At 51.2% G+C, this 23,677-nt stretch carries 26 protein-coding genes and 1 pseudogene; 12 read left to right on the forward strand and 15 right to left on the reverse strand.

What is annotated here, in order from left to right:
- The 6 genes from E3E29_RS00090 to E3E29_RS00115 form a co-directional block, all read right to left on the reverse strand.
- Complete coding sequence (locus tag E3E29_RS00090; RefSeq protein WP_167908979.1) at positions 1-285, reverse strand: DUF4040 domain-containing protein; 285 nt, start codon at positions 283-285, stop codon at positions 1-3.
- Positions 282-674, reverse strand: coding sequence for a monovalent cation/H(+) antiporter subunit G (gene mnhG, locus E3E29_RS00095; protein ID WP_167908980.1), 393 nt, complete (start codon positions 672-674; stop codon positions 282-284). Before mnhG ends, E3E29_RS00090 begins: the two co-directional genes overlap by 4 nt.
- A complete protein-coding gene (locus tag E3E29_RS00100; protein WP_167908981.1) occupies positions 671-925 on the reverse strand; it encodes a monovalent cation/H+ antiporter complex subunit F in 255 nt (84 codons plus the stop codon). The genes mnhG and E3E29_RS00100 overlap by 4 nt, the downstream gene beginning before the upstream one ends.
- Positions 922-1,455, reverse strand: a complete 534-nt coding sequence (locus E3E29_RS00105) for a Na+/H+ antiporter subunit E (RefSeq protein WP_167908982.1) — start codon at positions 1,453-1,455, stop codon at positions 922-924. The genes E3E29_RS00100 and E3E29_RS00105 overlap by 4 nt, the downstream gene beginning before the upstream one ends.
- A 278-nt stretch (positions 1,456-1,733) precedes the next feature.
- Positions 1,734-2,234: an ACT domain-containing protein gene (locus tag E3E29_RS00110; RefSeq protein WP_167909725.1), complete on the reverse strand. Its 501-nt coding sequence runs from the start codon at positions 2,232-2,234 to the stop codon at positions 1,734-1,736.
- Between the two features lie 201 nt (positions 2,235-2,435).
- Positions 2,436-3,842, reverse strand: coding sequence for a CGP-CTERM sorting domain-containing protein (locus E3E29_RS00115; RefSeq protein ID WP_167908983.1), 1,407 nt, complete (start codon positions 3,840-3,842; stop codon positions 2,436-2,438).
- 245 nt (positions 3,843-4,087) lie between these two features.
- On the opposite strand from E3E29_RS00115, the pseudogene E3E29_RS00120 reads away from it, so the two are divergent.
- The 8 genes and pseudogenes from E3E29_RS00120 to E3E29_RS00155 all read left to right on the forward strand — a co-directional run bounded on the left by E3E29_RS00120 (position 4,088) and on the right by E3E29_RS00155 (position 10,024).
- Positions 4,088-5,829: pseudogene (locus E3E29_RS00120) on the forward strand (carbon starvation protein A).
- Positions 5,830-5,922: 93 nt separating this feature from the next.
- On the forward strand, positions 5,923-6,159 hold the full coding sequence (locus tag E3E29_RS00125; protein ID WP_167909726.1) for a hypothetical protein: 237 nt from the start codon (positions 5,923-5,925) through the stop codon (positions 6,157-6,159).
- A gap of 23 nt (positions 6,160-6,182) precedes the next feature.
- Positions 6,183-7,202: an ArsA family ATPase gene (locus tag E3E29_RS00130; protein WP_167908984.1), complete on the forward strand. Its 1,020-nt coding sequence runs from the start codon at positions 6,183-6,185 to the stop codon at positions 7,200-7,202.
- Positions 7,203-7,204: 2 nt separating this feature from the next.
- The gene (locus tag E3E29_RS00135) at positions 7,205-7,858 is read left to right on the forward strand and encodes a hypothetical protein (RefSeq protein ID WP_167908985.1); all 654 of its coding nucleotides are present in this window, start codon (positions 7,205-7,207) and stop codon (positions 7,856-7,858) included.
- A 51-nt stretch (positions 7,859-7,909) separates the two neighbouring features.
- Complete coding sequence (locus E3E29_RS00140) at positions 7,910-8,197, forward strand: AbrB/MazE/SpoVT family DNA-binding domain-containing protein (RefSeq protein WP_206205731.1); 288 nt, start codon at positions 7,910-7,912, stop codon at positions 8,195-8,197.
- Complete coding sequence (locus E3E29_RS00145) at positions 8,194-8,598, forward strand: type II toxin-antitoxin system VapC family toxin (protein ID WP_167908986.1); 405 nt, start codon at positions 8,194-8,196, stop codon at positions 8,596-8,598. The genes E3E29_RS00140 and E3E29_RS00145 overlap by 4 nt, the downstream gene beginning before the upstream one ends.
- Before the next feature lie 3 nt (positions 8,599-8,601).
- Positions 8,602-9,384, forward strand: coding sequence for an alpha/beta hydrolase (locus E3E29_RS00150; protein ID WP_167908987.1), 783 nt, complete (start codon positions 8,602-8,604; stop codon positions 9,382-9,384).
- Between the two features lies 1 nt (position 9,385).
- On the forward strand, positions 9,386-10,024 hold the full coding sequence (locus E3E29_RS00155; protein ID WP_167908988.1) for a hypothetical protein: 639 nt from the start codon (positions 9,386-9,388) through the stop codon (positions 10,022-10,024).
- A gap of 22 nt (positions 10,025-10,046) precedes the next feature.
- Here E3E29_RS00155 and E3E29_RS00160 read toward each other — a convergent pair whose 3' ends face one another.
- The 4 genes from E3E29_RS00160 to E3E29_RS00175 form a co-directional block, all read right to left on the reverse strand.
- Positions 10,047-10,505 carry a hypothetical protein gene (locus E3E29_RS00160; protein WP_167908989.1) on the reverse strand — a complete coding sequence of 153 codons (459 nt, stop codon included), beginning with the start codon at positions 10,503-10,505 and terminating at the stop codon, positions 10,047-10,049.
- Entirely contained in the window at positions 10,506-11,003 is a 498-nt protein-coding gene (locus tag E3E29_RS00165) for a hypothetical protein (RefSeq protein WP_167908990.1), read from the reverse strand.
- Positions 11,004-11,013: 10 nt separating this feature from the next.
- Positions 11,014-13,071: a hypothetical protein gene (locus E3E29_RS00170; protein ID WP_167908991.1), complete on the reverse strand. Its 2,058-nt coding sequence runs from the start codon at positions 13,069-13,071 to the stop codon at positions 11,014-11,016.
- Between the two features lie 223 nt (positions 13,072-13,294).
- Positions 13,295-14,314, reverse strand: coding sequence for an adenylosuccinate synthetase (locus tag E3E29_RS00175; protein WP_167908992.1), 1,020 nt, complete (start codon positions 14,312-14,314; stop codon positions 13,295-13,297).
- Positions 14,315-14,725: 411 nt separating this feature from the next.
- Between E3E29_RS00175 and E3E29_RS00180 the strand changes: the two genes are divergently transcribed.
- Positions 14,726-15,661 (forward strand): SDR family oxidoreductase, encoded by a 936-nt coding sequence (locus tag E3E29_RS00180; protein WP_167908993.1) that lies wholly within the window; start codon positions 14,726-14,728, stop codon positions 15,659-15,661.
- Between the two features lie 781 nt (positions 15,662-16,442).
- Here E3E29_RS00180 and E3E29_RS00185 read toward each other — a convergent pair.
- On the reverse strand, positions 16,443-16,625 hold the full coding sequence (locus E3E29_RS00185; protein WP_167908994.1) for a hypothetical protein: 183 nt from the start codon (positions 16,623-16,625) through the stop codon (positions 16,443-16,445).
- Between the two features lie 81 nt (positions 16,626-16,706).
- On the opposite strand from E3E29_RS00185, the gene E3E29_RS00190 reads away from it, so the two are divergent.
- Together E3E29_RS00190 and pfdA are read left to right on the forward strand one after the other, a co-directional pair.
- Positions 16,707-17,285: a CBS domain-containing protein gene (locus tag E3E29_RS00190; RefSeq protein WP_342764637.1), complete on the forward strand. Its 579-nt coding sequence runs from the start codon at positions 16,707-16,709 to the stop codon at positions 17,283-17,285.
- Positions 17,286-17,330: 45 nt separating this feature from the next.
- Positions 17,331-17,747 carry a prefoldin subunit alpha gene (gene pfdA, locus E3E29_RS00195; protein ID WP_167908995.1) on the forward strand — a complete coding sequence of 139 codons (417 nt, stop codon included), beginning with the start codon at positions 17,331-17,333 and terminating at the stop codon, positions 17,745-17,747.
- Positions 17,748-18,242: 495 nt separating this feature from the next.
- On the opposite strand, the gene E3E29_RS00200 is transcribed toward pfdA, so the two are convergent.
- Positions 18,243-18,893, reverse strand: a complete 651-nt coding sequence (locus E3E29_RS00200) for a metallophosphoesterase (RefSeq protein WP_167908996.1) — start codon at positions 18,891-18,893, stop codon at positions 18,243-18,245.
- Between the two features lie 500 nt (positions 18,894-19,393).
- On the opposite strand from E3E29_RS00200, the gene E3E29_RS00210 reads away from it, so the two are divergent.
- Positions 19,394-20,185 (forward strand): nitrilase-related carbon-nitrogen hydrolase, encoded by a 792-nt coding sequence (locus tag E3E29_RS00210; RefSeq protein ID WP_167908997.1) that lies wholly within the window; start codon positions 19,394-19,396, stop codon positions 20,183-20,185.
- Here the strand turns inward: E3E29_RS00210 and E3E29_RS00215 are convergent.
- The 3 genes from E3E29_RS00215 to E3E29_RS00225 all read right to left on the reverse strand — a co-directional run bounded on the left by E3E29_RS00215 (position 20,182) and on the right by E3E29_RS00225 (position 23,664).
- Complete coding sequence (locus tag E3E29_RS00215) at positions 20,182-20,958, reverse strand: class I SAM-dependent methyltransferase (RefSeq protein WP_167908998.1); 777 nt, start codon at positions 20,956-20,958, stop codon at positions 20,182-20,184. The two genes, E3E29_RS00210 and E3E29_RS00215, sit on opposite strands and share 4 nt — an antisense overlap.
- 48 nt (positions 20,959-21,006) lie before the next feature.
- Positions 21,007-22,254 carry an MFS transporter gene (locus tag E3E29_RS00220; RefSeq protein ID WP_206205732.1) on the reverse strand — a complete coding sequence of 416 codons (1,248 nt, stop codon included), beginning with the start codon at positions 22,252-22,254 and terminating at the stop codon, positions 21,007-21,009.
- A 66-nt stretch (positions 22,255-22,320) separates the two neighbouring features.
- Entirely contained in the window at positions 22,321-23,664 is a 1,344-nt protein-coding gene (locus E3E29_RS00225) for an FAD-dependent oxidoreductase (protein ID WP_206205733.1), read from the reverse strand.
- Positions 23,665-23,677 lie beyond the last annotated feature (13 nt).

Consider the following 23,677-nt stretch of genomic DNA (forward strand, 5'->3'; position numbering starts at 1 on the left):
TCACCATCTTACCCACCACCCTGGTCTCTCCTCTTCCTCGGTCTCATACCTCTGGGTTCTCTTAATTGCGAAGATGAACACTGCACCGCTGAGGGCGGCCCCTATGGCCGCTTCGGTCATGGCCACATCCGGGGCCTGCAGCATGAAGAACAGTATTGAGACGAACAGACTAACGGCTGCACTTCCGACGGCAGCTGCCAGCAGGTCCCTCCATTCAACAGCGAGAGCCGCGGAGACTATCATTACCGCTACGATTATATATTCGATGCAAACAACGCAGTTCATTCCGCATCACCTTCGATGGGTGCCTCCTCCACGGTTTCCTCCTTCTTTTTCAGGTGCTCATGGTACTTGTCAACGACGCTGCCGCTCCACAGGGGGATTCCCCTCTTGTACGCCGCCCTGATAAGGGCGTGGGCGCTTATCGGGTTCGTGAGCAGAAGAAAGGTTGCCACCACGAGAGTCTGCACGATCCACGCCCATGAATAACCCTTTCCGACGGCCCAGAAGCCGGTTCCCACCAGGACTCCAAGGCTTCCAAGCGTTGCGCTCTTAGTCGAGGTCTGCATCCTGTTGTATACGTCGGGCATCCTGATGAGACCCAGCGTTGATAGGAAGTAGAAGAACGTTCCGATAAGGACGAGGGCCTCTCCGGTTGCAGATAACACGTTCATAGTCCTCCCTCCAGGTAGCGCGCGAAGGCTATGACACCGCCGAAGGCCAGGATTGCATAAACGAGGGCCACACTGATGTATATCATCCTGCCGTAGTAGAGCGAGAAGAGCACCATCAGTCCGGTGGTTATCGTCGTCATAATGTCAACTGCCACGAGCCTGTCGACGGTGGTCGGTCCCCTGAACACCCTGTACATGCTCAGGAGAGTGGCTATCGCTATCAGGGCAAGGTAGATATTAACCCCTATCATCCGAAGATCACCTTCAGGAATTTTTCAAAGGGTCTGGTTATCGCCTCAGAGGCGTGTTCGGCATGCTCATCCTCGCTCTTGGCCTGGAGAACCTCATCCGGAACCCATATCCAGTGGATGAAGTAGTCGTCGCCATCGACGTCGAGGGTTATGGTTCCTGGAGTGAGTGTTATTGAGTTCGCCAGTCCGAGCTTCCCCGGGTTTGTCTTCAGGATCGTCTTGCAGTGTACTATCCCCGGCCTTATCGGCCTGGCCGGGTGGAGAACCCTGTATGCGACGTCGAGGTTGGCCACTATCATAGCCCACAGGAAATAGGGGATGTAGGCTATGGCGTAGGCCACCCTCTTTGGATGGAGGTTCGCAAGTCCGCGCGTTGTGAACACTGGGTATGTCAAAGCTCCGACTGTTAGGGCCAGTATAAAGCCGAATTCGAGCTCCTGCGTGTCCAGGCTTGCCGTCAGTGGTATCCAGACTAAGAACAGCACGATAACAGTGTACAGGTATCTGCTAAGTTTACCTGCTTCTTCCATCATCAACCCCCCAGCGCAAGCTGCTGTGAATTAAACAGTTTCTTGAAACTGCTACCTGAGGTTGTTAACGATGACTTATAAACGTTATCTGTAAAGAACAAAGGTTTTGAACGTTTGGTTAAAATGGTGGCACCGTATTTGTCCCCCAATGCTCCAATAGGTTCTTTAGAGCGCAAAACAGAATTGCACTGATTACCGGTGGTACTCAGGAACCTTGAACATCTAAAGAATCCCGATAGAAAACAAGGAACGGCAAAGAACAGTGAAGAAAAAAATTCTCAGTAGATTGAAATCCTCTTGACTCCCTCAAGCTTCGAAAGCTCGTTTATGAGTTCGCCGGGTATGCCCTTCTCCGTGATTATCGTCAGGGTTGCCTCCGGGTAGAGCTCTGGATCCTCAGCCACGACCTGGACGATGTTTATTCCCCTGTCGGCTATTTTCTGAGCTATCTTGGCCAGTATCCCAACTGCCCGCGGCTCGGGTTCTATCTCGATAACACCGTATCCCACGTGTCTCCCGACGTACTTCATGTGGACGGTCGGTTCAAGGTTCTTGTATATCTCCTTGAGCTCGGGTATCTTCAGTATCATCCCCACGGTCTCCTTCACGACGCGCCTGTCCACGTCGAGGGCCTTTGCTATCTTCGTGTAAGGAACCTCAATGTCCCCGGCCTTTATCTTCATGTCGTCCGAGACGCGGAGGCCATACTTGAGTAGCGTTTTGGCTATCAACTTCCTCACGGGGTACTCATCGAAGTAGTGCTCAATCTTTCCCCACATTTCTATCACCCAATCTAGTTCATCACTAGCCTTTTTGCATCACTAATATTAAAATGTTTCCATGTCCGCATGTGGCGAAAAAGTCTAGGGTTTGGAGGCAGGGGTTCAGGATGTACTAAGGGTGAGTGGGGTTTTAAAAACTCGACGGTCAAAATTGCAGGCGGATGGGAGTGGAAAATACAAAAATTGGAAAAAGAGACCTCACTTTCTTCTCCTGATGAAGAGCAGGGGTAGAATGGCCAGTCCAACTATGAAAGCCGGTCCGCAGATGCTGCTTCCTCCAGAGGATAGAGTGTACCTGAACTCCAGCTTGGTTGGGATTTCCTTCATCATATTCTTGTAATCGTTAGTGTACATGCCGTAACGAAGGAAAACCCTGCTGTGGATGATGATTTCATGGTCGCTGAGCTTCTCCACCTTCATAATGACGCTGCTCCCGTTGACGGTCACGTTTATGTCATTTGGTATCTCCGTGAACTTTGCTCCGTTGGGAAGGGTTATGTGCGTGGTTACCTCCTGGTCCACCTCTGCGCTGAGCCTGTGGAGTGATGGAATGTTGCCGAGGCCTAGTGTTGGGTCATACTCGTAGGTGTACGTTCCGTTGCTGGACTTGGTATAGTTGGTCAGCACCCAGTGGAATTTAACGATCAGCGGCCCCTTTGACTGCAGGTTCCCGAAGCTTATGTTCCATCCTTTTATCCCGATTCCCTGGGATTGGAACGCCTTGGCGTAGCTCCGATAGAGGTTTTGAATAGCGGCCTGCTCCCCCTGGTACGAGAGCTGGAACTTGAGATAGTTGATGTAATCCTGGGGTTCTAGGTATTCGTCAACCGTGTCCATAACAGTCTCTTCCTTGCCGACGGTGATGTTGTTGGTTATCCTGAGTTTGTAGACTGTGTAGTTCCCCTCGCTGCCCTTGTGTCCTGAGTACTGAATCACAAAGGCCCTGGGATTGGCGTAAAGCTTGTTTATTTCGTCCATCGTCACTCCCTTGGCCAGGTATATGTGGGACTCCAGGAATATTTTGTTCCCCGTACGGTTGGCCTCTATCTTAACGTAGCTGTTCCCTGCGGTTACGCTGTAGTTCTGCGGGATGGTGATTACGTTGGCGTCTGTGGGGAGGGAGATGACGTAGACGTTGTCGAGGTCAAGGGTCTGGTTGAGCTTGGTGGGGTTTATCTGAGAAAGCTCGGCCGTCCTTAAAAGGTCAAGGTCTATCTCCCACACCTTTCCGTACGTGTAGTACTTTGCCACCCCAAGGGCTTTTCCCCTCACGATTATCTTGAGGGGGCCGGTCGAGTTGTAGCCTTCGAACTCAACGCTTCCGTTTTCTAGGTTTATCCCCTTCTGGGCAAGCTTCTGTACTTCCTGCTTGAGGTAGAGCTGACTTGCGTTCTCAACACCCTGCTTTAGTATGCTTTCTTTGGTCTGGTTGAGCATGTTCCCGGGCCCGTAAAGGGTCGTTATTATGGTCATGTTCGCTGAACCGTCCCAGCTTATCTCATAGTGGGTCTCTACCCTCTCGGAATAGGCGTCTCCAGCGAGAACGGGACCTCCGAGAAGACCAACTCCAAAAAGGAACACTATAAAGACTGCAATTTTCTTCATCCAATCAACCTCCAGTTAACCAACTGCCACATTAAACTCGCGGGGGTATTTAATGTTATCCATTGTCCCCAATAAATTTTCAGCTGGTTGTCGTGTTATCCGGCGTTGGGTAGGATACAAAATACTCTGGAGGTGTCTAAATGCCCTCACTCGTCGTTAGAAGCCTTAAAATGTTCGATTCTGTACCGAAAGACATTTATAGTTTTATAGATTAACTTGTACGAGTTTGTCTGGAGGTGTACAATATGGCAGCCTACTCGGCAGTTATAGTAATAATAGCGGCCTTGTTGTATCTGTTTTTCTACTTCACATACGGCAAGGCCGTCCAGAACAAGATTGTTAAAGTAAACCCCAACAGACCAACACCAGCCCACAAGTTTTACGACGGCGTTGACTACGTTCCAGCACACCCACTCGTCCTCTACGGGCACCATTCGCGTCAATAGCAGGTGCAGGCCCAATAGTGGGTCCGGCCCTCGCAATGGCATGGGGCTGGCTGCCAGGACTGCTATGGGTGTGGTTCGGAAACGCCTTCATCGGTGCAATACACGACTACCTCTCCCTCATGTCGTCAGTTCGCTACGATGGTAAGTCGGTCCAGTGGATAGCAGGAAAACTGATGAGCAAGAGAACCGGGGCCGCCTTTGAGGTGTACATATGGTTTGCACTGGTTCTCGTTATAGCAGCCTTTACGGCGGTTATAGCGGGGATATTCCAGAAGGTTCCACAGGCGGCATCGGCGGCACTGTTCTTCATGGCCTTTGGTATATTACTGGGGATACTCATGTACAAGGTCCGCATAGACTTCAGGTTATCCACTGCCCTTGCAATAATATTCATGCTCCTCTCAGTGTGGTTAGGGTTTGAATTCCCGGTCACCTTCAGCTTCCATGAATGGGCGATATTCCTGTTGGTTTACATCATAATAGCGTCCTCGATACCCGTGTGGATACTCCTGCAACCCAGGGATTACCTGAACGCTTACCTCCTCTGGCTTGGATTAATAGCCGGTATAATAGCGTTCATAGCAATAGGCGGGAGCGGGAGGTTCACGGCACCGGCCTTCACAACGTGGAGCGCCAACGTGATAGGCGGAAAGGCCTCACCGTTCTGGCCCACCATTCCCCTGGTGATAGCCTGTGGATCCCTCAGTGGCTTCCATTCAATCGTCAGCTCGGGAACCTCAAGCAAACAGCTTGACAACGAGATACACGGCCTCATGATCGGATGGGGCGGTATGTTCACCGAGGGATTCCTATCCACGATAGTCATAGCCGCTATATCAGTCTACGGGTTCCAGGTGTTCGCCGATGCTGGGGTCCACATAACGAGTGCAACATGGGGAAGCACGTACGCTCATCTGGTGGCCAGTAAGGTGGGAAAGGTAACAATATTCGCTAAGAGCTACGGTTATGCCCTGAACAACGCGCTCGGCATAAACACCACGGTAGGGACGACCTTTGCAAGCCTCTGGGTTGCAGCTTTTGCCCTCACGACCCTGGATACTGCCACGAGGCTCGGGAGGTACGCATGGCAGGAGATATTCGGAATGTTCACGGATACCAGCAAGGGCTTCTTCAAGGTATTAACCAACAAGTGGATTGCCTCAACAATCTTAGCGGTCTTCGGTGTTGCACTCGCTTGGAGTAACGAGTGGCTTATCCTCTGGCCATCCTTCAGCGGCATGAATCAGATGCTGGCGTCAATAGCACTAATGACGGTGGCCCTGTGGGTCAGTAAGGTTCAGAGGGCAGGAAAATGGAAGTGGGCAGTGGTTGTGCCCGCACTGTTCCTCTGGATAACTGTCACCCTGGCATTAATATGGTTCCTGATAACGGTAGTGCCAGGGATACCCAGTGCACTGACTAGGTACTCTGTAGGGTTCATAACCCTTGTAGGGCTCGCCCTCAATTTCATGCTGGCCTGGGAGTTCTGGCTGGCATGGAAGAAGCCAGAGGAAGAGTACACCACCCCCACGGCAGCGTGATTGTCTTTAACTTTTTCCACTTTTTGTTTGCTGGAGGTGTTGGAATTGTCCAAGGCAGAGAAGATCAAAAAATTTAGAGATTTCTTCCAGGGAATGATGGAATCTTTTAAGGACCAGTCAACCGGTTATATAGAGTTCGAGACGAGAGAGCTTGAAAACGTTTTTGCCCTTCTGATAATGGGTTCCTTTGTTGGAATACCCTCCCCGCCGACCACCCTGGTCATAAGACTCATGCCCCACATGGTAAGGGAGGTGTACGTTATGCAGATGCGGGCCGCAAATATGGACGATATATTCGGTGAGATAACCAGCATGTTTGATATAGATTGATAAGCGGGTGTGGAGGTGGTAACATGGATCATGACGACAAACAGGAGGTAAGGGAGTTTCTGATACCCAAGAAAAAGTTCCGGGTCATCTTTTTCATCGGAAAGGGAGGCGTTGGAAAAACAACAAGCTCAGCCGCGACCGCTTTGGCCCTCGCTAAGATGGGTTATAAAACCCTAATCGTCTCCATAGATCCGGCCCACAACCTGGGCGATGTCTTCATGAAAGAGCTGAGCGACAAGCCGAGGGAGATAGGCGAGAACCTCTACGCAAGTGAGCTTGACATGAAAAAACTGATAACCTCCTACCTGAAAAGGCTTGAGGAGAGCATGAAGCACATGTACCGTTACCTCACCGTCATAAACCTGGAAAAGTATTTTGAGGTTCTAAGTTTCTCCCCGGGAATCGAGGAGTACGCGACGCTTGAAGCGATAAGAGAGATACTGAACAGCGGTAAGGACTGGGACGTCATAGTTTTTGACACCCCTCCCACGGGCCTCACGTTAAGGGTCCTCGCGCTCCCCAGCATATCACTCATCTGGACTGATAAACTGATAGAACTAAGGAGGAAGATCCTTGAGAGAAGACGTGCCATCTCAAACATAAAAGGGAAACAGGAGTTTAAGATAGAGGGAAAGACCTTTGTACTGCCAACAGGGGAGGAAGAAGACGAGGTGATGAGGGAGCTTAAGGCTTACAGGAAGGAGGTGGAGTCTGTAAACACCATGATAACGGACCCAGATGTAACATCAGTAGTTGGAGTGATGAACCCTGAGATGCTCCCGCTGTACGAGACGGAGAGGGCATACGAGAGCCTTAGGAAGTTTAATGTACCATTCAACATGATAGTCATGAACAAGGTGATGGAACTGCAACCGGAGATACCGGAACTTAAGGTTAAGATAGACTCCCAGAAAAAGGTTCTGGAGGAGGTTGACGAGAAATTTAAGAACGTTGAAGTCGTGAAGATACCATTCCTGCCAAGGGAACCCCGGGGATTCAATGAGCTTGAGGTAATCGGGAAATACGTGGTGGGGATGACTTAAGTATGAACACAGGGCTCCTCTTCACAGTCATCCTGGTACTGGCGGGTATTGCTTCCCTTCAGTTCTACAGGGGAAGAAAGCTAAACCTGATGCTTATGGAGCACTACATAAAGGTGATAAAAGGCATCGTTAAGCCCGAGGACGAGAACTACGTATGGCTGGGAGGGTACATAGGTTTCAGAGCTGACTACAAGGTGAACAGAGAAAACATCAAAAAGTTCGAATTTACCCTCACGCTTCTCCCGAGACAGAGCCTTCTCTACTTTCCGATATCCATTGTGACCAGCAGGCACGACAAGCTTTACGTGGTAATTCGACCATTCAACAACATAAAGCGTGAGGCCCACCTCATCCAGAAGGGTTACTACAGGCTAAGGCCTGACATCGAGAACGAGGACTTTCTCCAAAAGGAGGATGTTGAGATAGCAGGCAAGACCTACGAGGCGCTCTTCGAGAAAAGACGCGATGTGGAAAAGCTCAAATCGCTCATTGAGGGCATGCCAGAACCCCACAACATAAAGCACGTTGCTTTAACACCCAAGACCAACGTGTTCTACGTCCAGATGAAACCTGAGCCCGATACAATCGAAGAGAACGTGAAGAAGCTCGTTGAATTCACTAACGGGGAGATAAAGGAGAGCCCGTTCTCTTCTTGAATTTCCCTTTTCAAGCGCAACCTATTTATTTGGTTGAACCATAGGTTATACATGGTGATATCTGTGGTTAGTATCCGTCTGAAGGTAGGCCCGAAGGGCCAGATAGTTATCCCCAAGGTTTTCAGGGAGGCCTATGGAATAAGGGAAGGTGGAGAGGTCATAGTGGAGCCCACGGACAACGGGCTAATAATAATGCCCCAGAAAAGCAAGGAAGACCTGATAAGAGAGCTCCTGGAATGGAAGCGCAAAAGAGCAAAGGGAAAGCCCGCCAAACTTGGGGAGCTTAAGGGGATAAGCCTCGAAGACGAGTTCGATGAGGTCTGGGGGATAGAGGAATGAAGCTCTTCATAGATGCGAACTTGATGATATATATGCTAACAAAAACTCCGGATGAAGCAGAAAGGCTCGTGGAGTTCTATGCGGATCTCGTTTATAACCATGCTCTCTACACCAACCCCTTAGTACTCGACGAAACAATTCACGTATCGAGAAAGAGGTATAAAGTCCCATATAAAACCTCCCTTCAGTTCATAGACGAAAAAGTCATTCCATACGTTAAAATTCTCCCGCTGACGATTCTTGATTACCTCACGGCCAAAGAAATAATCCTCAAATACAACCTCCGTCCCTCGGACGCCCTTCACGTGGCCACGATCCAAAACAACGGCCTTCAGGCGATCGTGAGTGAGGATGAGGACTTTGACAAACTCCCCATTAAGAGGCTCTGGCTGGAGGTTTGAGACATGGAAATCTACAATGCCAAATTTGGAACCCCTGAGCGGGGTTGGGTCGTTCTCGTTCACGGTCTCGGGGAGCACAGTGGAAGGTATGAAAAGCTCATCTCGATGCTCAACGATGCCGGCTTTGCCGTCGACACCTTCGACTGGCCTGGACACGGGAAAAGCCCGGGAAAGAGGGGACACACCAGCGTCGAAGAGGCCATGGAAATAATTGATTCAATAATTGAAGAATTGGGTGAAAAGCCCTTCCTCTTCGGCCACAGCCTCGGTGGCTTGACCGTTATCCGCTACGCCGAGACGAGGCCGGATGAGGTAAGAGGCGTCGTCGCTTCCTCCCCAGCACTCGCAAGAAGCCCAAAGACGCCAAGCTTCATGGTGGCGCTAGCGAAAGTTCTTGGAAAAATAGCCCCAGGTTTGACCCTTTCAAACGGCATAAAACCGGAACTCCTTTCAAGAAACCCAGACGCTGTGAAGCGCTACATCGAAGACCCCCTCGTCCACGACAGAATCTCCGGGAAGCTCGGCACGAGCATCTTCAGCAACATGGAGAGGGCACACAGGGAGGCAGAGAGAATTAAGGTGCCCGTTCTTCTGCTCGTCGGCACCGGCGACATCATAACGCCACCGGAAGGCTCAAGGAGGCTCTTCGAGGAGCTCACGGTGGAGGACAAAGAAATTAAGGAGTTCGAGGGGGCTTACCACGAGATATTCGAGGATCAGGAGTGGGGTGAAGAGTTCCACAGAACGATAGTGGGGTGGTTTGTGGAGCATTCTAAGAGGGCTTGAGATGAAGGTCGATAGGGAACGCCTTTTTTATATCTCCACGTTTATCCCTCTTCTGACGGTGCCGTGGCTCGGGACGACATGGCTAATCTTTACCCTCGTAGGGGTAGCCTACAAATTTAGGGAAAGGGCCTGGGTCTTTTACGAACGCCACGGAGGCAATTTTAAAGCGTACCTGCTTGTTGGGATGGCCTCGGCCTACCTCACGGAGGTTCTTGCGATAATAGACAACCTGAAGCGGCCTCCGGGGGGGAGGGCCCTCTTCAACCCAAACCCTCTGACTGACTTGTACCTAGCGTTCGCTTATTACCTCCCCTTCGTCCTCTACTGGGGGCTGGCGGTTCGGCGATACAACTACTCCTGGAAGGAGGTTTTTCTAATAGGTGGCGCCACTGGAATACTAATGGAGCAGATGGGGGCCGTCTTCCTGACCTTCAACCCCATAGTGTGGCTTTACGTCCTGCTGGTTTACGGCTCCTACAAAGCCATCCCCGTGCTCGTGGCGGAGCGCTGTTTGGAAGGAAGGGATAGAAAGGAGCTGAAAGTGTGGAAAAAGCTTGTCCTTGGAGCTCTGATAGGGTTCCTGGCATTCATCTCCGCTGGAGGTTTGCTGTGGGTCTTTCAGCGGGCGGCAGGGTTATAGTTAGCTTTATCTCTTCAAACACTCACTCAAAGCCCCAACCATCTCCAGGCTCTTTTTCTTTCTCCGTCTCTTTTTCTTCTAGAACAACCTCAAAGGAGCCTTCTTCAACAACATCCGGACGGAGTGGGATGTCGAGGATCAGCCTGACCCCGTATGTTCCGTGTCCCATGATGTACTCCCCTCCTCCCATGAGCCTCCTGAAGTCCCTTGGGGAGAAGCCTTCGTAGGCAACTATGAGCCTATCCTCCTCGGGTAGGAGCTCTTTCGAGAAGTCGAAGGTTGCCCCCTCCCCGATTTTGAAGCGGTTCCTCTCACAGGCCGTGTGAAATATCTCCACCTTTGCCTTCCTCGCCTTTTGGAGGGTGGCGTAGACGGTCCCGGCCAGGGATTTGCCCGCCCCCTTGAGGGAGAGCTGGGCGGAGTCGTTTTCCGTGGCGACCTCAACGGTGCCCGAAGCGTTGACGGTTCCACCTGAGGGCATTTAAAGAAGCAGGACGTTCTTGTAGGGTTCGCTCAGTATCCTTACCGCCGGAAACTCCACGAGCCCGCTGTCGTCTCTCTTCACTGTGACAATGAAAGGACCTTTGGGAAGCGCTATCGTCGGCCCCTCCCCGCTTTCAGTTCTCCTGAACGTGTGGGAAGTGTAGTAGTGCCTGTTCTTTCCGCTGCTTCTCCATTCTCCAGTGCAGGTGTAGGTTCCGACCTCATAACGGACGGGCTGTGGCAGGGTCACGGTCTCCCCTATGCTTGCATCCCTCATGAAGGAAGAAACCTTGCTCCTAGCGCTTTTAACCCTCAGCAGGAGAACGACTGGAACTGCAAAGAATATTCCCATGAACGCCAGAAATATCAACTGAAAGCTTGACCCGGCCATTTCCGTCAGCGGGAAGGCAAACATGAAGAAGACAACGGCAATGGCTATGAAAACGACCGCTCCCCCAATCACAGTTCTGGGAGGCTTGTACTCTAGAACCTTCATCCCAACCACCTCATGGCCGGTATCTGCTTTCCACCTGCGCCAGGCGGATCTTTGAGGTTATTCCCCTCGGCACGAAGTCCCGCGAAATCACCCTCCCAGTGCGGGTGTCGAATTTGGCGAAGTACGTCCCCTTTCCGCCGCAGCCCTTCACTCCTGCGACTCCTTCCTCAAGGTTGTGGAGAACCCATTCCACCTCGGTCCCATCCCCGTATTCATCCTCCACGAGATCCTTGAAGAGCTTGGTCAGAAAGCTCTCCAGGTACTGGTGTTCAAAGGCCAGAATCTCGCAGGTGGTTCTGTGAATGATCATCCTTCCGAACCTCTTCACCCCGCTGAACTCGACCTCCCAGTTATCGTGGAGGGAGAGGCTCTCAACAACCGGCCCTTCGTCGATCTCAGAGACCTTCTTGAGGGCTATTTCCTCAACGGTTTTCTTCTTCAAAAAGCGGTCGGTCTCTTCAATTCTGCCGTCCGAAATGACCTTAAGCTTAACTATGTGCTTTTCTCCCCCCAGGGTGAGGTGGAAAGCCCCCTCGCTCTCCTCTTCCAGCATGAGCTTGAAGCCCTTGTACCTGCTGAGGGCGATCTGCACCGCCGCCTCCCTGGAAATCTGGAGCTCTTTTTCCCTCACTTCTCCAGTCTTGCCGTTGTACTCTGCTCTTACCATCACGCCTTTGCCTTCGAACACCGCCCGGACGTTTCTGTGCCAGAGCACTCCATCCACCTTCAAGGAGAAGTCCCCAGGTTTGAACGGAAGGTTCTCCTCCTTCAAAATTCTCCCCAGTATCTGGGACGGATGGATTAACTTCTTCATACTACTGCTTTCGCCCGTCTCTGGATCAATCCCTAAAACCACCAATGCCTTCTCAGTTAGCACATCAGCGATAACCGAGTCTCCCTGCTTCTCCACGCTGACTACCTCACCATCGGGGTAGCGCTCCAAAATTATGAAAAGTATCGCACTCTCGTTGAGGGCCTTCCTAAAGAGGCCTATCTCTCCGCTGTATCGGTTTATCTCTCCCTCAATAACGTACCTCTCGGTCCTTCCCCTTACCAGAAGAACCTTGCCCTTGCCGACTTTGCCGGTCAAAGTTGGCTCCTCGCCGGTTTCTCTCCTTACGACCTCAGAGAACTTTTCAACGAGTTCATCCTCTTTTAGGGGACTTGCCCTGGCCTGAGTCCTTCCGTTTTCAAGGTTGAACTTTACGGTCGCTTTATTTTCCCCAATTGAGAGCTCGAGGACCGCTTCCGTCGGAATGTAAGCTTTTCTGCCCTCAACGGTCTTTAAGTCCAGGATTCCGCCTTTGGTGGCTTCCCTCACGAGCATCTCTTTTGGGTTCTCGATTCCCTCGAACAGTAGCTCTGAGGCTTGAACCGTCGCCACGTCCTCGAGGAGAACGCGCATAGCTACCCCCTTCAGCTTTCCCGAGTCGGTGTCGAGAACCACCCCTTCTTTCCGAATGAGGGCCCTCTTTGTGCCCTCCCCGGAAACCCACGTGAAAACGTGGACTTCCCTGAGTTCCAGCTTCAGCTTTTCAGGGCGTATTGATTCAGGACTAACCCCATACCTGTAGGAGAGCAGTTTTTTGGATTCTTCAATAAGTCTTGCCGGATAAACTGGATTCAGGAGAGGACCGTCAAGGATGAACTCCCTGAGAAAGCCCGTCTCGTCTTCCAGGGGTAGGAACTTCTCAAGGATTGTCTTTGGGGGCTTTATCTCGTGTAGGGTGAAAGCATCAGCTAGCCATTCCGGTGTTAGAACTCTCGCTCCCTCAACATCCCCCTCAAGCCTATCAAACGGTATGAGGACTACGCCATCTCCGTAATCAGCAAGGAGCTTTTGGAGTTTTTCTCCTTCAATGATCCCTCTCACGACGGCTATGGTCATTGTCTCCTTCTGGGTGAAGATGTTCTCCCTCTCGCCGATGACAACGGCAACCCTGGCTTTCCCAACCTTCTTGTACTCCCTCCCGACCTCTTGAAATCCGGCTTTTCTCAGGAGCTCGGACAGCCCCTCGACTATGAACTCCTCTGGTGCGATCTTAAGAACCGACGCGTCCCACTTCATTGCAATTCCCCCATAATCTATAGCGGAGCCGAGGAATAAATATCTTTCCACGCCTGGAGGTATCAAATTGGGACGAAACCTTTTCAATAAACACTGCAACGGGACAAAACTTCGAGAATAACGTGCAAATGTTATGAGTACACCAAAAGACACGCTCATTTAGGCATCTGGATTCACATTCAGGAAAAGATTAAAGTGAAGAGAACGTCCTCTCCTTTCCGAGTTAGATGTTCTCCCTCCTGTCTATGATATGCTCAAGCTCCGGGCCGGTCTTTATCAGGCCAACTGGAACGCCAACGCGCTCTTCTATCTCCTCAACAAAACCCTTCGCCTTCTCCGGCAACCTGTCGTACTCAGTTACTCCAAAGGCCTCCCTATCGTATTTGTCCAGCATCGTCAGGGCGAGCATTGTTGCACCGTTAATCCTGGCCGAGTAGCGGGCGAACTCGAAGTCAAACCAGCCGACTCTCCGTCTCCTTCCAGTGACGGTTCCGTACTCGACGACTCCGAGCTTTTCGGCCTCTCCCTGGCTCATCTCTGTTGGGAATGGGCCGGCCCCCACCCTCGTCGGGAAGCTCTTGAAGACAACGATGACGTCATCAACCCTCGTCGGCCCGATGCCAACGTCGCTCGCTATGGCAGAGGCGGTGATATCCTTGGAAGTCACATAGGGGTAGGTTCCGTAGTAGAGGCTCAATCCAAAGCCCTGAGTCCCCTCAACGAGAACGAGCTTGCCCTCGTCGATTGCGTCGTTCACCTCGGCGGCGACGTCCGTTAGATAGGGTTCGAGCTCCTTCACGTCTCTCGCGAGCTTCGCCTTCCTCATGACCCTGTCAGCGTTTGCAGGCCCGCAGCCACTCCCAGTAGTTCCAATCTCCTTGTGAAGGTGGCCGTTGCTCCTGTCGAACTTCTTGTGTTTTTCCTCGACTATCGCACAGCGGTAATCTATCCCGACCCTCCCGGCAACGTTGAAATCCTTAAGGTGTTCGAGCTCGTGAAAGAAAACGTCCGGATCGACGAGAACGCCCGCGCCAACGAGAAGTCTTGCTTTGGTCTGCATGAAGCCAGTCGGGAGCTGTCTTACCGCGTACTTCTTCCCGTTTATGAAAACGCTGTGTCCTGCGTTCGTCCCGACGCCACCGCGCGCTATCATGTCAGGTTTGTCCTTGAGGGTAAGGTAAGCTATGATAGAACCCTTGCCCTCGTCCCCCCATTGACCACCAACGACGATGTAGCTCGGCATGGCTCTTACCCATATTTAAGTCAAGAAGGGGTTTATAATGCTTTCTATTTAACACCTATATGTTAAACATGGCTCGAAACCATTAAATTGTTATGGTGGGAATTTTACACTGTGGTGCATATGGTCTGTTTGGAGATAATCCCGGTTGAAAAACTGTTGTTGTTAGGACTGAAGACGGCAAAGAGCTGGGGAACTGAACCTCGACGATCTAGCCGAGATTGTAGAGTTCAGGTACGCCATACCCTGGAACGTCACAACGGACTCGCTTGAGAAGGTGGCACTTGTTCTTGAAGACCTTGTGTACATAGCTCAGAGCCGGGGGAACTTCTGGAAAAAGAAGTCCTCAGTGACATGCTGAAGAAAAGAAAATATTAAAAGATACCGTGGGCTCATGGATAATGGGTATTCATCATGATTAAGAACAAGTTGGTCGTTGTTACCGGAGGAGCTGGTTTTATAGGCTCCCACATAGCCTGGGAGTTGGTTAAGGATAACGATGTGATAATTATCGACAACCTCCACACCGGAAAGGAGGAGAACGTCCCTCCGGGAGCAAAGCTCGTCAGGGCAGACGTGAGGGAATACACTGCCATAGCAGAGCTGATAAGCCAGGCGGACTACGTCTTCCACGAGGCGGCCCAGGTGAGCGTCGTCGAAAGCGTCAGAGACCCGGTTTTCACGGAGGAAGTCAACGTCCTCGGGACGCTCAACATCCTGAAGGCCCTTCTTGAAGGGCATGGGAAGCTGATATTCGCCTCCTCAGCCGCCGTCTACGGTGACAACCCCAACCTGCCCCTAAAGGAGACAGAGAGGCCGAGGCCGCTCTCTCCTTATGGGGTCACGAAGTGGGCAGCGGAAGAGCACCTCAGGGTTTTCCACGAGCTCTACGGCCTTCCAGTTGTTGCACTCCGCTACTTCAACGTCTTCGGGCCGAGGCAGAGTGCCAACCAGTACGCTGGAGTGATAAGCATCTTCATAAACCGCGCGCTGAGGGGAGAACCTCTCGTCATCTTCGGCGACGGGAAGCAGACGAGGGACTTCATCTACGTCAAGGACGTTGTTAAGGCGAACATCCTGGTAGCAGAGAGCAGAAAAGCCAACGGAAGGGTCTTCAACGTTGCCACTGGAAAGCAGACGAGCGTTCTGGAGCTCGCAACGAAGATAATCGAGATAACAGGCTCCAATGGTTCTATAGTATTTGACAAACCGAGGCCGGGTGACATAAGACATAGCCTGGCTGACATCAGCGAGATTAGAAAGCTCGGCTTTGAGCCGGAGTGGAGCCTTGAGGAAGGGCTGAAGAAGACGGTGGAGTGGTATGCTGAAGATATTCAGGGGGATGGATGAGGTTTTGATATCGATCCTGCATTATTCCTCCGCTATGCCCCTCAGCCCGGCTGAACCGGGCAGTGCTGTTTAAGATGTCTGGAGAGGAGAACGCGTGAGGTTCTTCTTTGTTCGTGCCGCCAATCATACGGGGCTAAGAAGTCTCCTTGGCTGATGAAGAGCCCACAGAGAGCGGTGCAGTCGGAGGCTGGGGACGGAAGACAAGCTTGTAATACCAGTAACCTACTGAAACAGAAGGTTCGGATCAACATAGTTTCTGACGACAATGAGGTAGTACTTACTGGGAACGTTGTTGTAGTCGCTCCACTGGCCCAGACCAATTCTTCCGTCTCCGTTTACGGTGATAGAATACCGGGACTTTTCAGTGTATGTGGAAACATTCCCAAAATTCCCATCTGGAGTCTTCTGGTAGAAAGTCAGCTGGCCATTGTAGAGTGTGACCGTAAAGGTTGTTCCCGCTCCTTTCAGTTATGGTTATGGGAGTGCAGAACTTCATGGTGTTGGCCGTTCCCTCTCCGAGCTCTCTGCTCATAACCAAGGATGTTTCCGGAAGTGAGCGTTGTCTGATAGTTTGGTGTTATAACTACAACGAGAGCCGTAACAACGTCAGATCTGCTGGCTCCTGTTTGAGAAACAAGTGAATAGTCCAAAATGCTCCCGGCTGTTAGATTAGACGTTAGAACGATAGAATAGCTGTACGCGAGAACATTGTTATTAGAGTCCCTAAGAGAAAACTAGATATGAGTGCCCGCGGGGGATCCTCCGAAAAAACCAGCTGTCCTCAGGGTAGGTTGGTATAAAACCAAATCGAACCCTGGAGAACAGGGGAGACTAGCCTCTGTAATCCTTCCCCAATCTCCTGCACGTCCATGTTTATACTGGGTAGGGCCAACCCAAAGCTCACCAGAATTAGAAGAATTGCCTGTGAGAGAACCAGCAACCTTCTCTGATTTAACGCTCTCATCGCTCATTGTATGCTCGTTCATCCTTAAAAGGTTGCCGCGAACCTCAAAGCTTATTAGTCTTTAAGTTAGGGATATAACCGGTGATTATTACGGTGGCGATACCCCACCCAATAGATCCGAGGATTATCAAGAGGATACGCAGGGAGCTCGATATTACACAGGAGGAGCTGGCAGAAAAAGCGGGGGTCACACAGGCGTACATAGCTAAGCTCGAAAACGGTAAGGTGGATCCAAGGCTCTCAACCTTCAACAGGATACTTACGGCTTTACTTGAGTGCAGGAAAGCCGTCCCCAAAGCTGCGGATGTCATGTCGTCTCCAGTCATATCTGTAAAGCCCTATGAGAAGGTTGAGGACGTTATCCGGCTGATGAACACGCACAACATTTCCCAGATTCCGGTGATAAGCGGGAACAAGGTCGTCGGCTCGGTCACGGAGCGCTCTTTGGTTAGAAAGAGCCTTGAGTATGAGGACATCTACGAGCGGAAGGTCATGGAGGTCATGGACGAACCGTTTCCGATAGTCAACGAGGAAGAAGACCTCGAAGTGGTCAAATATCTCCTTGAGGACCATCCGGCTGTTCTCGTTCAGGATAAGAACGGGGTTTTGAGGGGGATAATAACCCGCGTCGACCTTTTCAAGAGGAAGCAGGGTGAGTAGGGGAAACCCTTTAAAGCTGCCCTCCTACTTAGCCCGGTGATGTGAATGGTGGAGGCCAAGGGAAATGAGGAACTTGAAAAGCTGGCTTACGAGTATCAGCTCCTGCAGGCGCAGGCTCAGCTTCTGGCCCAGAACCTGGAGTTGCTGACCGTCGGAAAGAACGAGTTCGAGGCGGCGAAGGCCACTGTGGAGGCACTCAAAAAAGAGGGGAGGCAGAGCGAGATTCTTGTCCCCATTGGTGCGGGATCATTCCTCAAGGGTGCCCTCACAGATACTGAGCGGGCCATCGTGAGCGTTGGGGCTGGATACGCTGTGGAAAAGAATCTGGGTGATGCCGTGGAGTACTTTGAGGCAAGAATAAATGAGTACAGCGAGGCTATAACCAAGACCCGGGCGGCTCTTGGAGAACTGGAGAATAAACTTCAGGAACTGGCCAGAAAGGCTCAAGAGCTGAGCAAGTGACCATGTTTTTTTCGATTACTCTTCCTTAGTTTGATTTAAACTGGTCATTTCCACCTTCTTTTGGAGTGGTGTTCCTCTTCGTTCCTTTCCTCTGGATGCATATTTTGTAGAATTCATAAGTACAAACTGGGTCTGTTGGAGTATCTTCAATCCTTGAATGCATTTATGTATGCATTTATGTAGGTACTTGATGAATTATCAGCTATTGAGGTGATACATTGGAAATTTTTAATAGAAAAACTTAAATATGGCGCTATTGAGCAATTAGCGTTGTTAAGACAGGTTAAAATGAGGATGGGGGCAACGAGGGGGACCTTACTGGGAGTTCCCCCTTCCGTAGCCCCTCTTTGGCGAAAATCAGAGTTTGAATAAAGCCCCTTGAACAATGAAGTTCAAATGGTAATGCAGATAGAATAAGCTGGTGGCTGGGAATAAGATAGATGGAATCGAGAAAGTTTCTATCTTTTCATTCCATGTTTTTAATCACGCTGTTTTTCACAGCTGGACTTTTCCAAGATATACCCCTTCCGGCAAGAATAAATTCAGTTCCTCTACTCCTCTTAGGAATGGCACCATTTTTATTCCCTGCCGCACATCAAATCCCTCTATGTACGGGTTTATTGTTGGGAGGATAAGGAATTTTCCAGCCCTCACGAATACCTTGATCCTCTTTCCAGGGCTTCCTACGGTGTACGCGGGATGAATGTGCCCCAGATATCCCTCCCCGAACTCTACTGTGGGAAGGTTTGTGTGGCCGTGAAGGTATAGGGCACCATCGAGGATCAGATAATCGAGAACGCTGATGTTTGGGAATGGGGATGCCGCTTCCTCTATCCTACCGTCGTGGTTGCCCTTGGTGATTACAACGTTAATCCCCTTGAGGCTGGAGAAGAACTCCATTAATATCGTCTTCACGGCAAAACTGAGCCCGATTGGCTCCTTAATGTCCCCTAGAATGATGAGAAGGTCTGGGTCTTTTTCCTGGATGAACGATGCAAGTTTCTCCTCAAAATGTGTGCGGAGCCTGAGTCCGCGCGAGAATTCAAAACCTACATGAGGATCGGAGATAACGAGCGTCTTGCCGAGGGAAGTGTGAAAAATGAGGGACAGGCGCTCGAACTCGCGCCGTATCCACTCTGACTCCATGTATTGCCCACCGGGGTGCTATTAGATGAGACCGCGCTCCTTTCTGCGCTGCCTCTTGAGCCTGCGGACCCTCTTCTTTATCCACTTCCACCTCATCCTGCCCTTCTTCTTCCACTTCCTCGGTCTCCTCTTCATGAGCGTCACCTCCACTTTCCAGCCACACTTTCCCAGCGCCTTTTTAAGCTTTTTCCTTCTAGGCTTTTGGGATATTTCCCAGAATGCAAAAACCCTCCCCCCGTTGCGCGGGAGCCAGAAACTGCCGTGAGATGGCTCTAAAAACTTATTTTACATCACTGGTTTTAATGCTTCCTTCTTTGATATACTCCTTTTTAAACAGATAAAACGTTAAATGCGTTATCTTGGCTAGTTCATTGTTATAATATGGCGTATTTTCCCGGTAGGTATACCTAAACAGGACTTTAAAATTCTGAAAAATTTTAGCTCTCAAAACGGCAATGCTTATTTACCTTTTGTGACAGAATGAGATACAGGTGAGCAATGTGGTTAAAGTTGCGTTCGGGCAGATGAACCCGGTGTTGCTCAGTCCTGGGGATAATCTCTCAAAGGCGGAGGCTCTTGTAGAAAGGGCCGCCTCAGAAGGGGCCAAGCTCATCGTTCTCCCTGAACTCTTTGATACGGGATATAATTTTGAAAGCAAAGAGGAGGTCGAGAGCGTCGCCCAGCCGATTCCCGACGGAAAGATCACCCGGTTTCTCATACGTACTGCCAGGAAACATGGGATTTTCATAGTGGCAGGAACCGCCGAGAGAGACAGCCTGGGCAGGCTATACAACTCTGCCGTCGTCGTTGGGCCCATGGGTTACATTGGAAAATACCGCAAAATCCACCTCTTTGCCCGTGAGAAGGAGTTCTTCGAGCCGGGCAACCTCGGATTTCAGGTTTTCAACATTGGCTTCGCGAGGATAGGGGTTATGATATGCTTCGACTGGTTCTTCCCCGAGGGCGCGAGAACCCTGGCACTCAAGGGGGCGGAGATCATAGCCCACCCCGCCAACCTCGTCATGCCCTACGCCCCAAGGGCGATGCCGATAAGGGCCCTGGAAAACAGAGTCTACACGATAACAGCGGACCGTGTTGGGGTTGAGAGAGGGCTCCGCTTTATTGGAAGGAGCCAGATAAACTCCCCCCTCGCGGAAACTCTTGTTGAGGGGAGTGAAGATGGAGAGGAAGTTGGAATAGCTGAGATAGACATCTCCCTTGCACGGAGCAAACAGCTCAACGACTACAACGACATCTTCCGGGACAGGAAGCCCCAGTACTACGCCCGCTAGCGCCTTGGATGCCCGAAGTAGATAACGTCGCTGACTCCAACGACGCCGTGCTCCCTTCTCGTTATCACCCTCGCCTCCTCGAAGAGTATCTTCCCCATTCCAGCCAGTCCAGCTAGGTCCCAGTACCTAGTGTCAACTTCCCCCATCTTCTCCCAACCTGGTAGTTTGTAGTACCCCCTCCGGATAGTGCCTCTGAGGGGGTTGTATCCCTCGTCAAGAGATACTATGGTGCAGTCATCTCCCTTTGCTTCTGGCACTATCTCCCGGTAGTTCCTCCCATAGAAGAATGCCCCAAAGCGGTCTGTTTCCTCAAGCATGAAGACGCCGGTAGGGATGAGGACTTCCGCAACGTTCCTGAAGAGGTCCGCCGCCTGGTAGGGGTCGAAGTGCGGCATAGTGTTTCCCCAGAGCAGGACGACATCAAACTCGCCGAGTTTTTTGAGATCGTCAAGGCAGTCCATTACGGCACCGTAGACTTCTCTCTCGTCCTCAAGCCAGGAATCAACTTTTAAGAGGTCGTCTTTTCTCTTGTCCACGATGGTCAGGGAGCCCTCAACGTTCCACTCGCGGAGGGTTTCAAGCAGAGCCGCGCCAGCTATCCCAGTTCCTGCGCAGAGGTCTAGAATCTTAAGCTTTCTCCCCTCGGGGAGAAGGGCCTCCTTTATCGCCCAGTTAAAGAAAGCCCTGAGGGAAAGGTACCTCCTCTGAGCCACTTCATTTTCAGGATCCATATTTCTCCTCCAGAGGTGAGAGTAAAGCTCATCCAGCGACATGTTCTTCCCCCGGAGAAAGGGAGGAACACAAATTTAAGAAGTTAGTGCTCATTGGGGGAGCTTTAGTGCCATAATAAAGGCAATACCCAGGGGCACAGTTGTGCTAATAAAATTAAGCTGGAAGCTTATTCCTGAGAGGTAGCCACCTATGAGCGGTCCAACTACCCAGCCAAGGCTCATCATCGCGTTGAGAAGCCCCATACCCTGAGCTCTCTCCGAGACACTAACTTTCTCCGCCACGTAGGCGGAGGTTGAGTTTATTGTCATCACCCACTTAAGGCCGGAGAGGAATGCAACGCCGAAGAGCAGCCAGATGTTCCTCACTATGCCGTAGAGGAGGAACGCTACAATGTATCCGGCTATGGCTATTAAGTAGAAGCGTCTCGCTCCGTGCCTGTCGATGAGCTTCCCAATGAAGTAGCCCGTCAAAGCGGCAGCGAGGCTCTCTATTCCGAATATCACTCCAACGCTCCATCCCCCAAACGTCTGGCTTAGATATACGGAAACAACCGAGTAGAACTGTCCGCTGGCCACCATAACGAGGAAGACGGTTAGATAAAACAGCCCCAAGTCCCTTCTCCTGAGGAGCGTCATGAACGCTGAGCCCTTAACCGTCGTCCTCCAGCCTTCCCTTCCCTCCTGTACGAGTATCATGCCGCGCAGGGAGCGCCTGCCGAGGGGCCTCTCGCGGATGAAGAGGGATAAACCAACAGAGAAGAAGAGGATTCCACCGGATATAACGAAGAGCTTTTTGACGCCGACGTATCCAACTATTGCCGAGCCAAGGAAGTTACCGAGCATGTAGCCGGCGTTCTCAACCGAGTTAAAGAGGCCGAATATGGAGCCTGTTTTGGTTGATAACTCAGATATGAGTGCAGAATGGGCTGGGGTCAGTGCCGAGCCGAAGACCCCCTGGAGGGTTCTAAGAATGAGAACCTGGCTAGGTGTGGCAGCGAGGGCCATTGTGGCGTAGAACAGCCCGAATGAAGATAATCCAAAGGCTATGAAACCCTTTCTATTTCTGCTCGTGTCTGAGAGCCAGCCGAAAGGATACTGAAATATCGTGGAGGTCAGGTTAAATACGACGCTCAGAAGGCCGACGGTGAACATACTTGCTCCAAGGAGCCGCATGTAGACGCTTAAGTAGGGAAAGGCCATGCCGAAGGCCATGTTGGCAAAGAACATCGCAACTAAGAAGACGAGCGTGTTCCTCCGCTTAACCCTAAGCTTTTTTAGTTTGAGCGTCCTCTCGCGCTTTCCCTGTGTTACCACTCGATCTCTCTTCCCCAGGGGCATGTTGGGGGGCTATATTAAGGGATTTATAAAATTTCTGTCGAAATGGTGAGAAAAGGATTGAAAAGGTTATTGGTATATTTTCCTCAGGGCGTCCTCCGCCGCTTTTATGGTTGCGGGGGCAGTTGGTGCAGGCGTTAGGAGCGGATGCGTGCCTATTTGGAGGTTGATATACTTGGCGGCGGTGTAATCGCTCTCTATGGCAAATCCGATGAGGTTTATCATCTCACCGACGGTGTCTCCTCCAGCCAACTGACCACCCAGGAAAAAGCCTCCCTGCTTCGTGAAGATCAACTTCGCCGAGACCTCGCTTGTCTCAGGAAGTGATGCCGGATGCTTGTCCGGCACGTCGCTCCTGCCCACCACATATTCAAACCCTTCCGCCCTTGCACTCCTTTCGATAAGCCCTGCAGCTCCGAGGGAAAGGTTCCCTACCTTGGTGGCGAATATGCCGAGGGTTCCTTTAAACTGCTTGAAGGCTCTTATTTTGTATAGGTTCGCCCCCGCTATTCTAGCCTCGGCAGTGGCCACCGATGCTAGGAGGGTGAGTTTGGGCTTCCGCGTGAAGAAGTCGCGCTTCTCGGCGCAGTCGCCGACCGCAAAAACGTCCGGATGGGAGGTTCTCATATACTCGTCTACTTCGATCCCGTATCTGCTGACCTTCAGTCCCATCCTCTCGGCGAGCTCCGTGTTGGGCCTAACCCCCGCGGCCACTATCACGAGGTCAGCGTTCAGATTTTTGCCGTTGGAGAGGCGGACCCCTTCCACGGATTTTCCGCCGGTTATCCCCTTCACCTGGCTGTTCGTGTAGACGTCAACGCCCACCCTCCTGAGTTCGGCTTCGGCCATCTCGCAAAACTCGTCGTCGAAGGAAGCATAGAGCACGTTAGGGAGCATCTCTACTATCGAAACGTTTTTACCCAGCTTTCTGAGTTCATCGGCGAACTCCACGCCTATGAAGCCACCACCGATTATCACGATATCTTGACTCTCCTTGATTCGCTCCCTCATCGTTGACAGATACCTAAAATCTTTCTTTACTTGAAACACGTTCTCTTTGTCAGCCCCTTTTATCGGCGGTACCACTGGTCTGGAACCCGTGGCCAGGATGAGCTTTTCAAAGGCAAGTTCCTCGCCACCCCGGGTTTTTGCAATCTTCGGCCCCAGGTCAACTGAGGTTATCTCATCAATCACCAAATTTATCCCGCTCTTTTTGAGAATGTCATTGGAAATAACGTCCTTTTCCACGCTCTCCAGTGTTCCGAATATGTATGGTATGCCGCAGGGAACGAGGGTTTTCTCTTCCTTCCGCACTATCGTAACGTCTTTATCGGGATAATTGCTCTTTGCGGTCAGTGCGGCCACTATTCCGGCCGCGCCTCCTCCGATTATCAAAACATTCGTTTTTATCATTGTCCTCTCCCTC

It is taken from the genome of Thermococcus sp. Bubb.Bath (genome assembly GCF_012027595.1).
GTDB lineage: Archaea > Methanobacteriota_B > Thermococci > Thermococcales > Thermococcaceae > Thermococcus.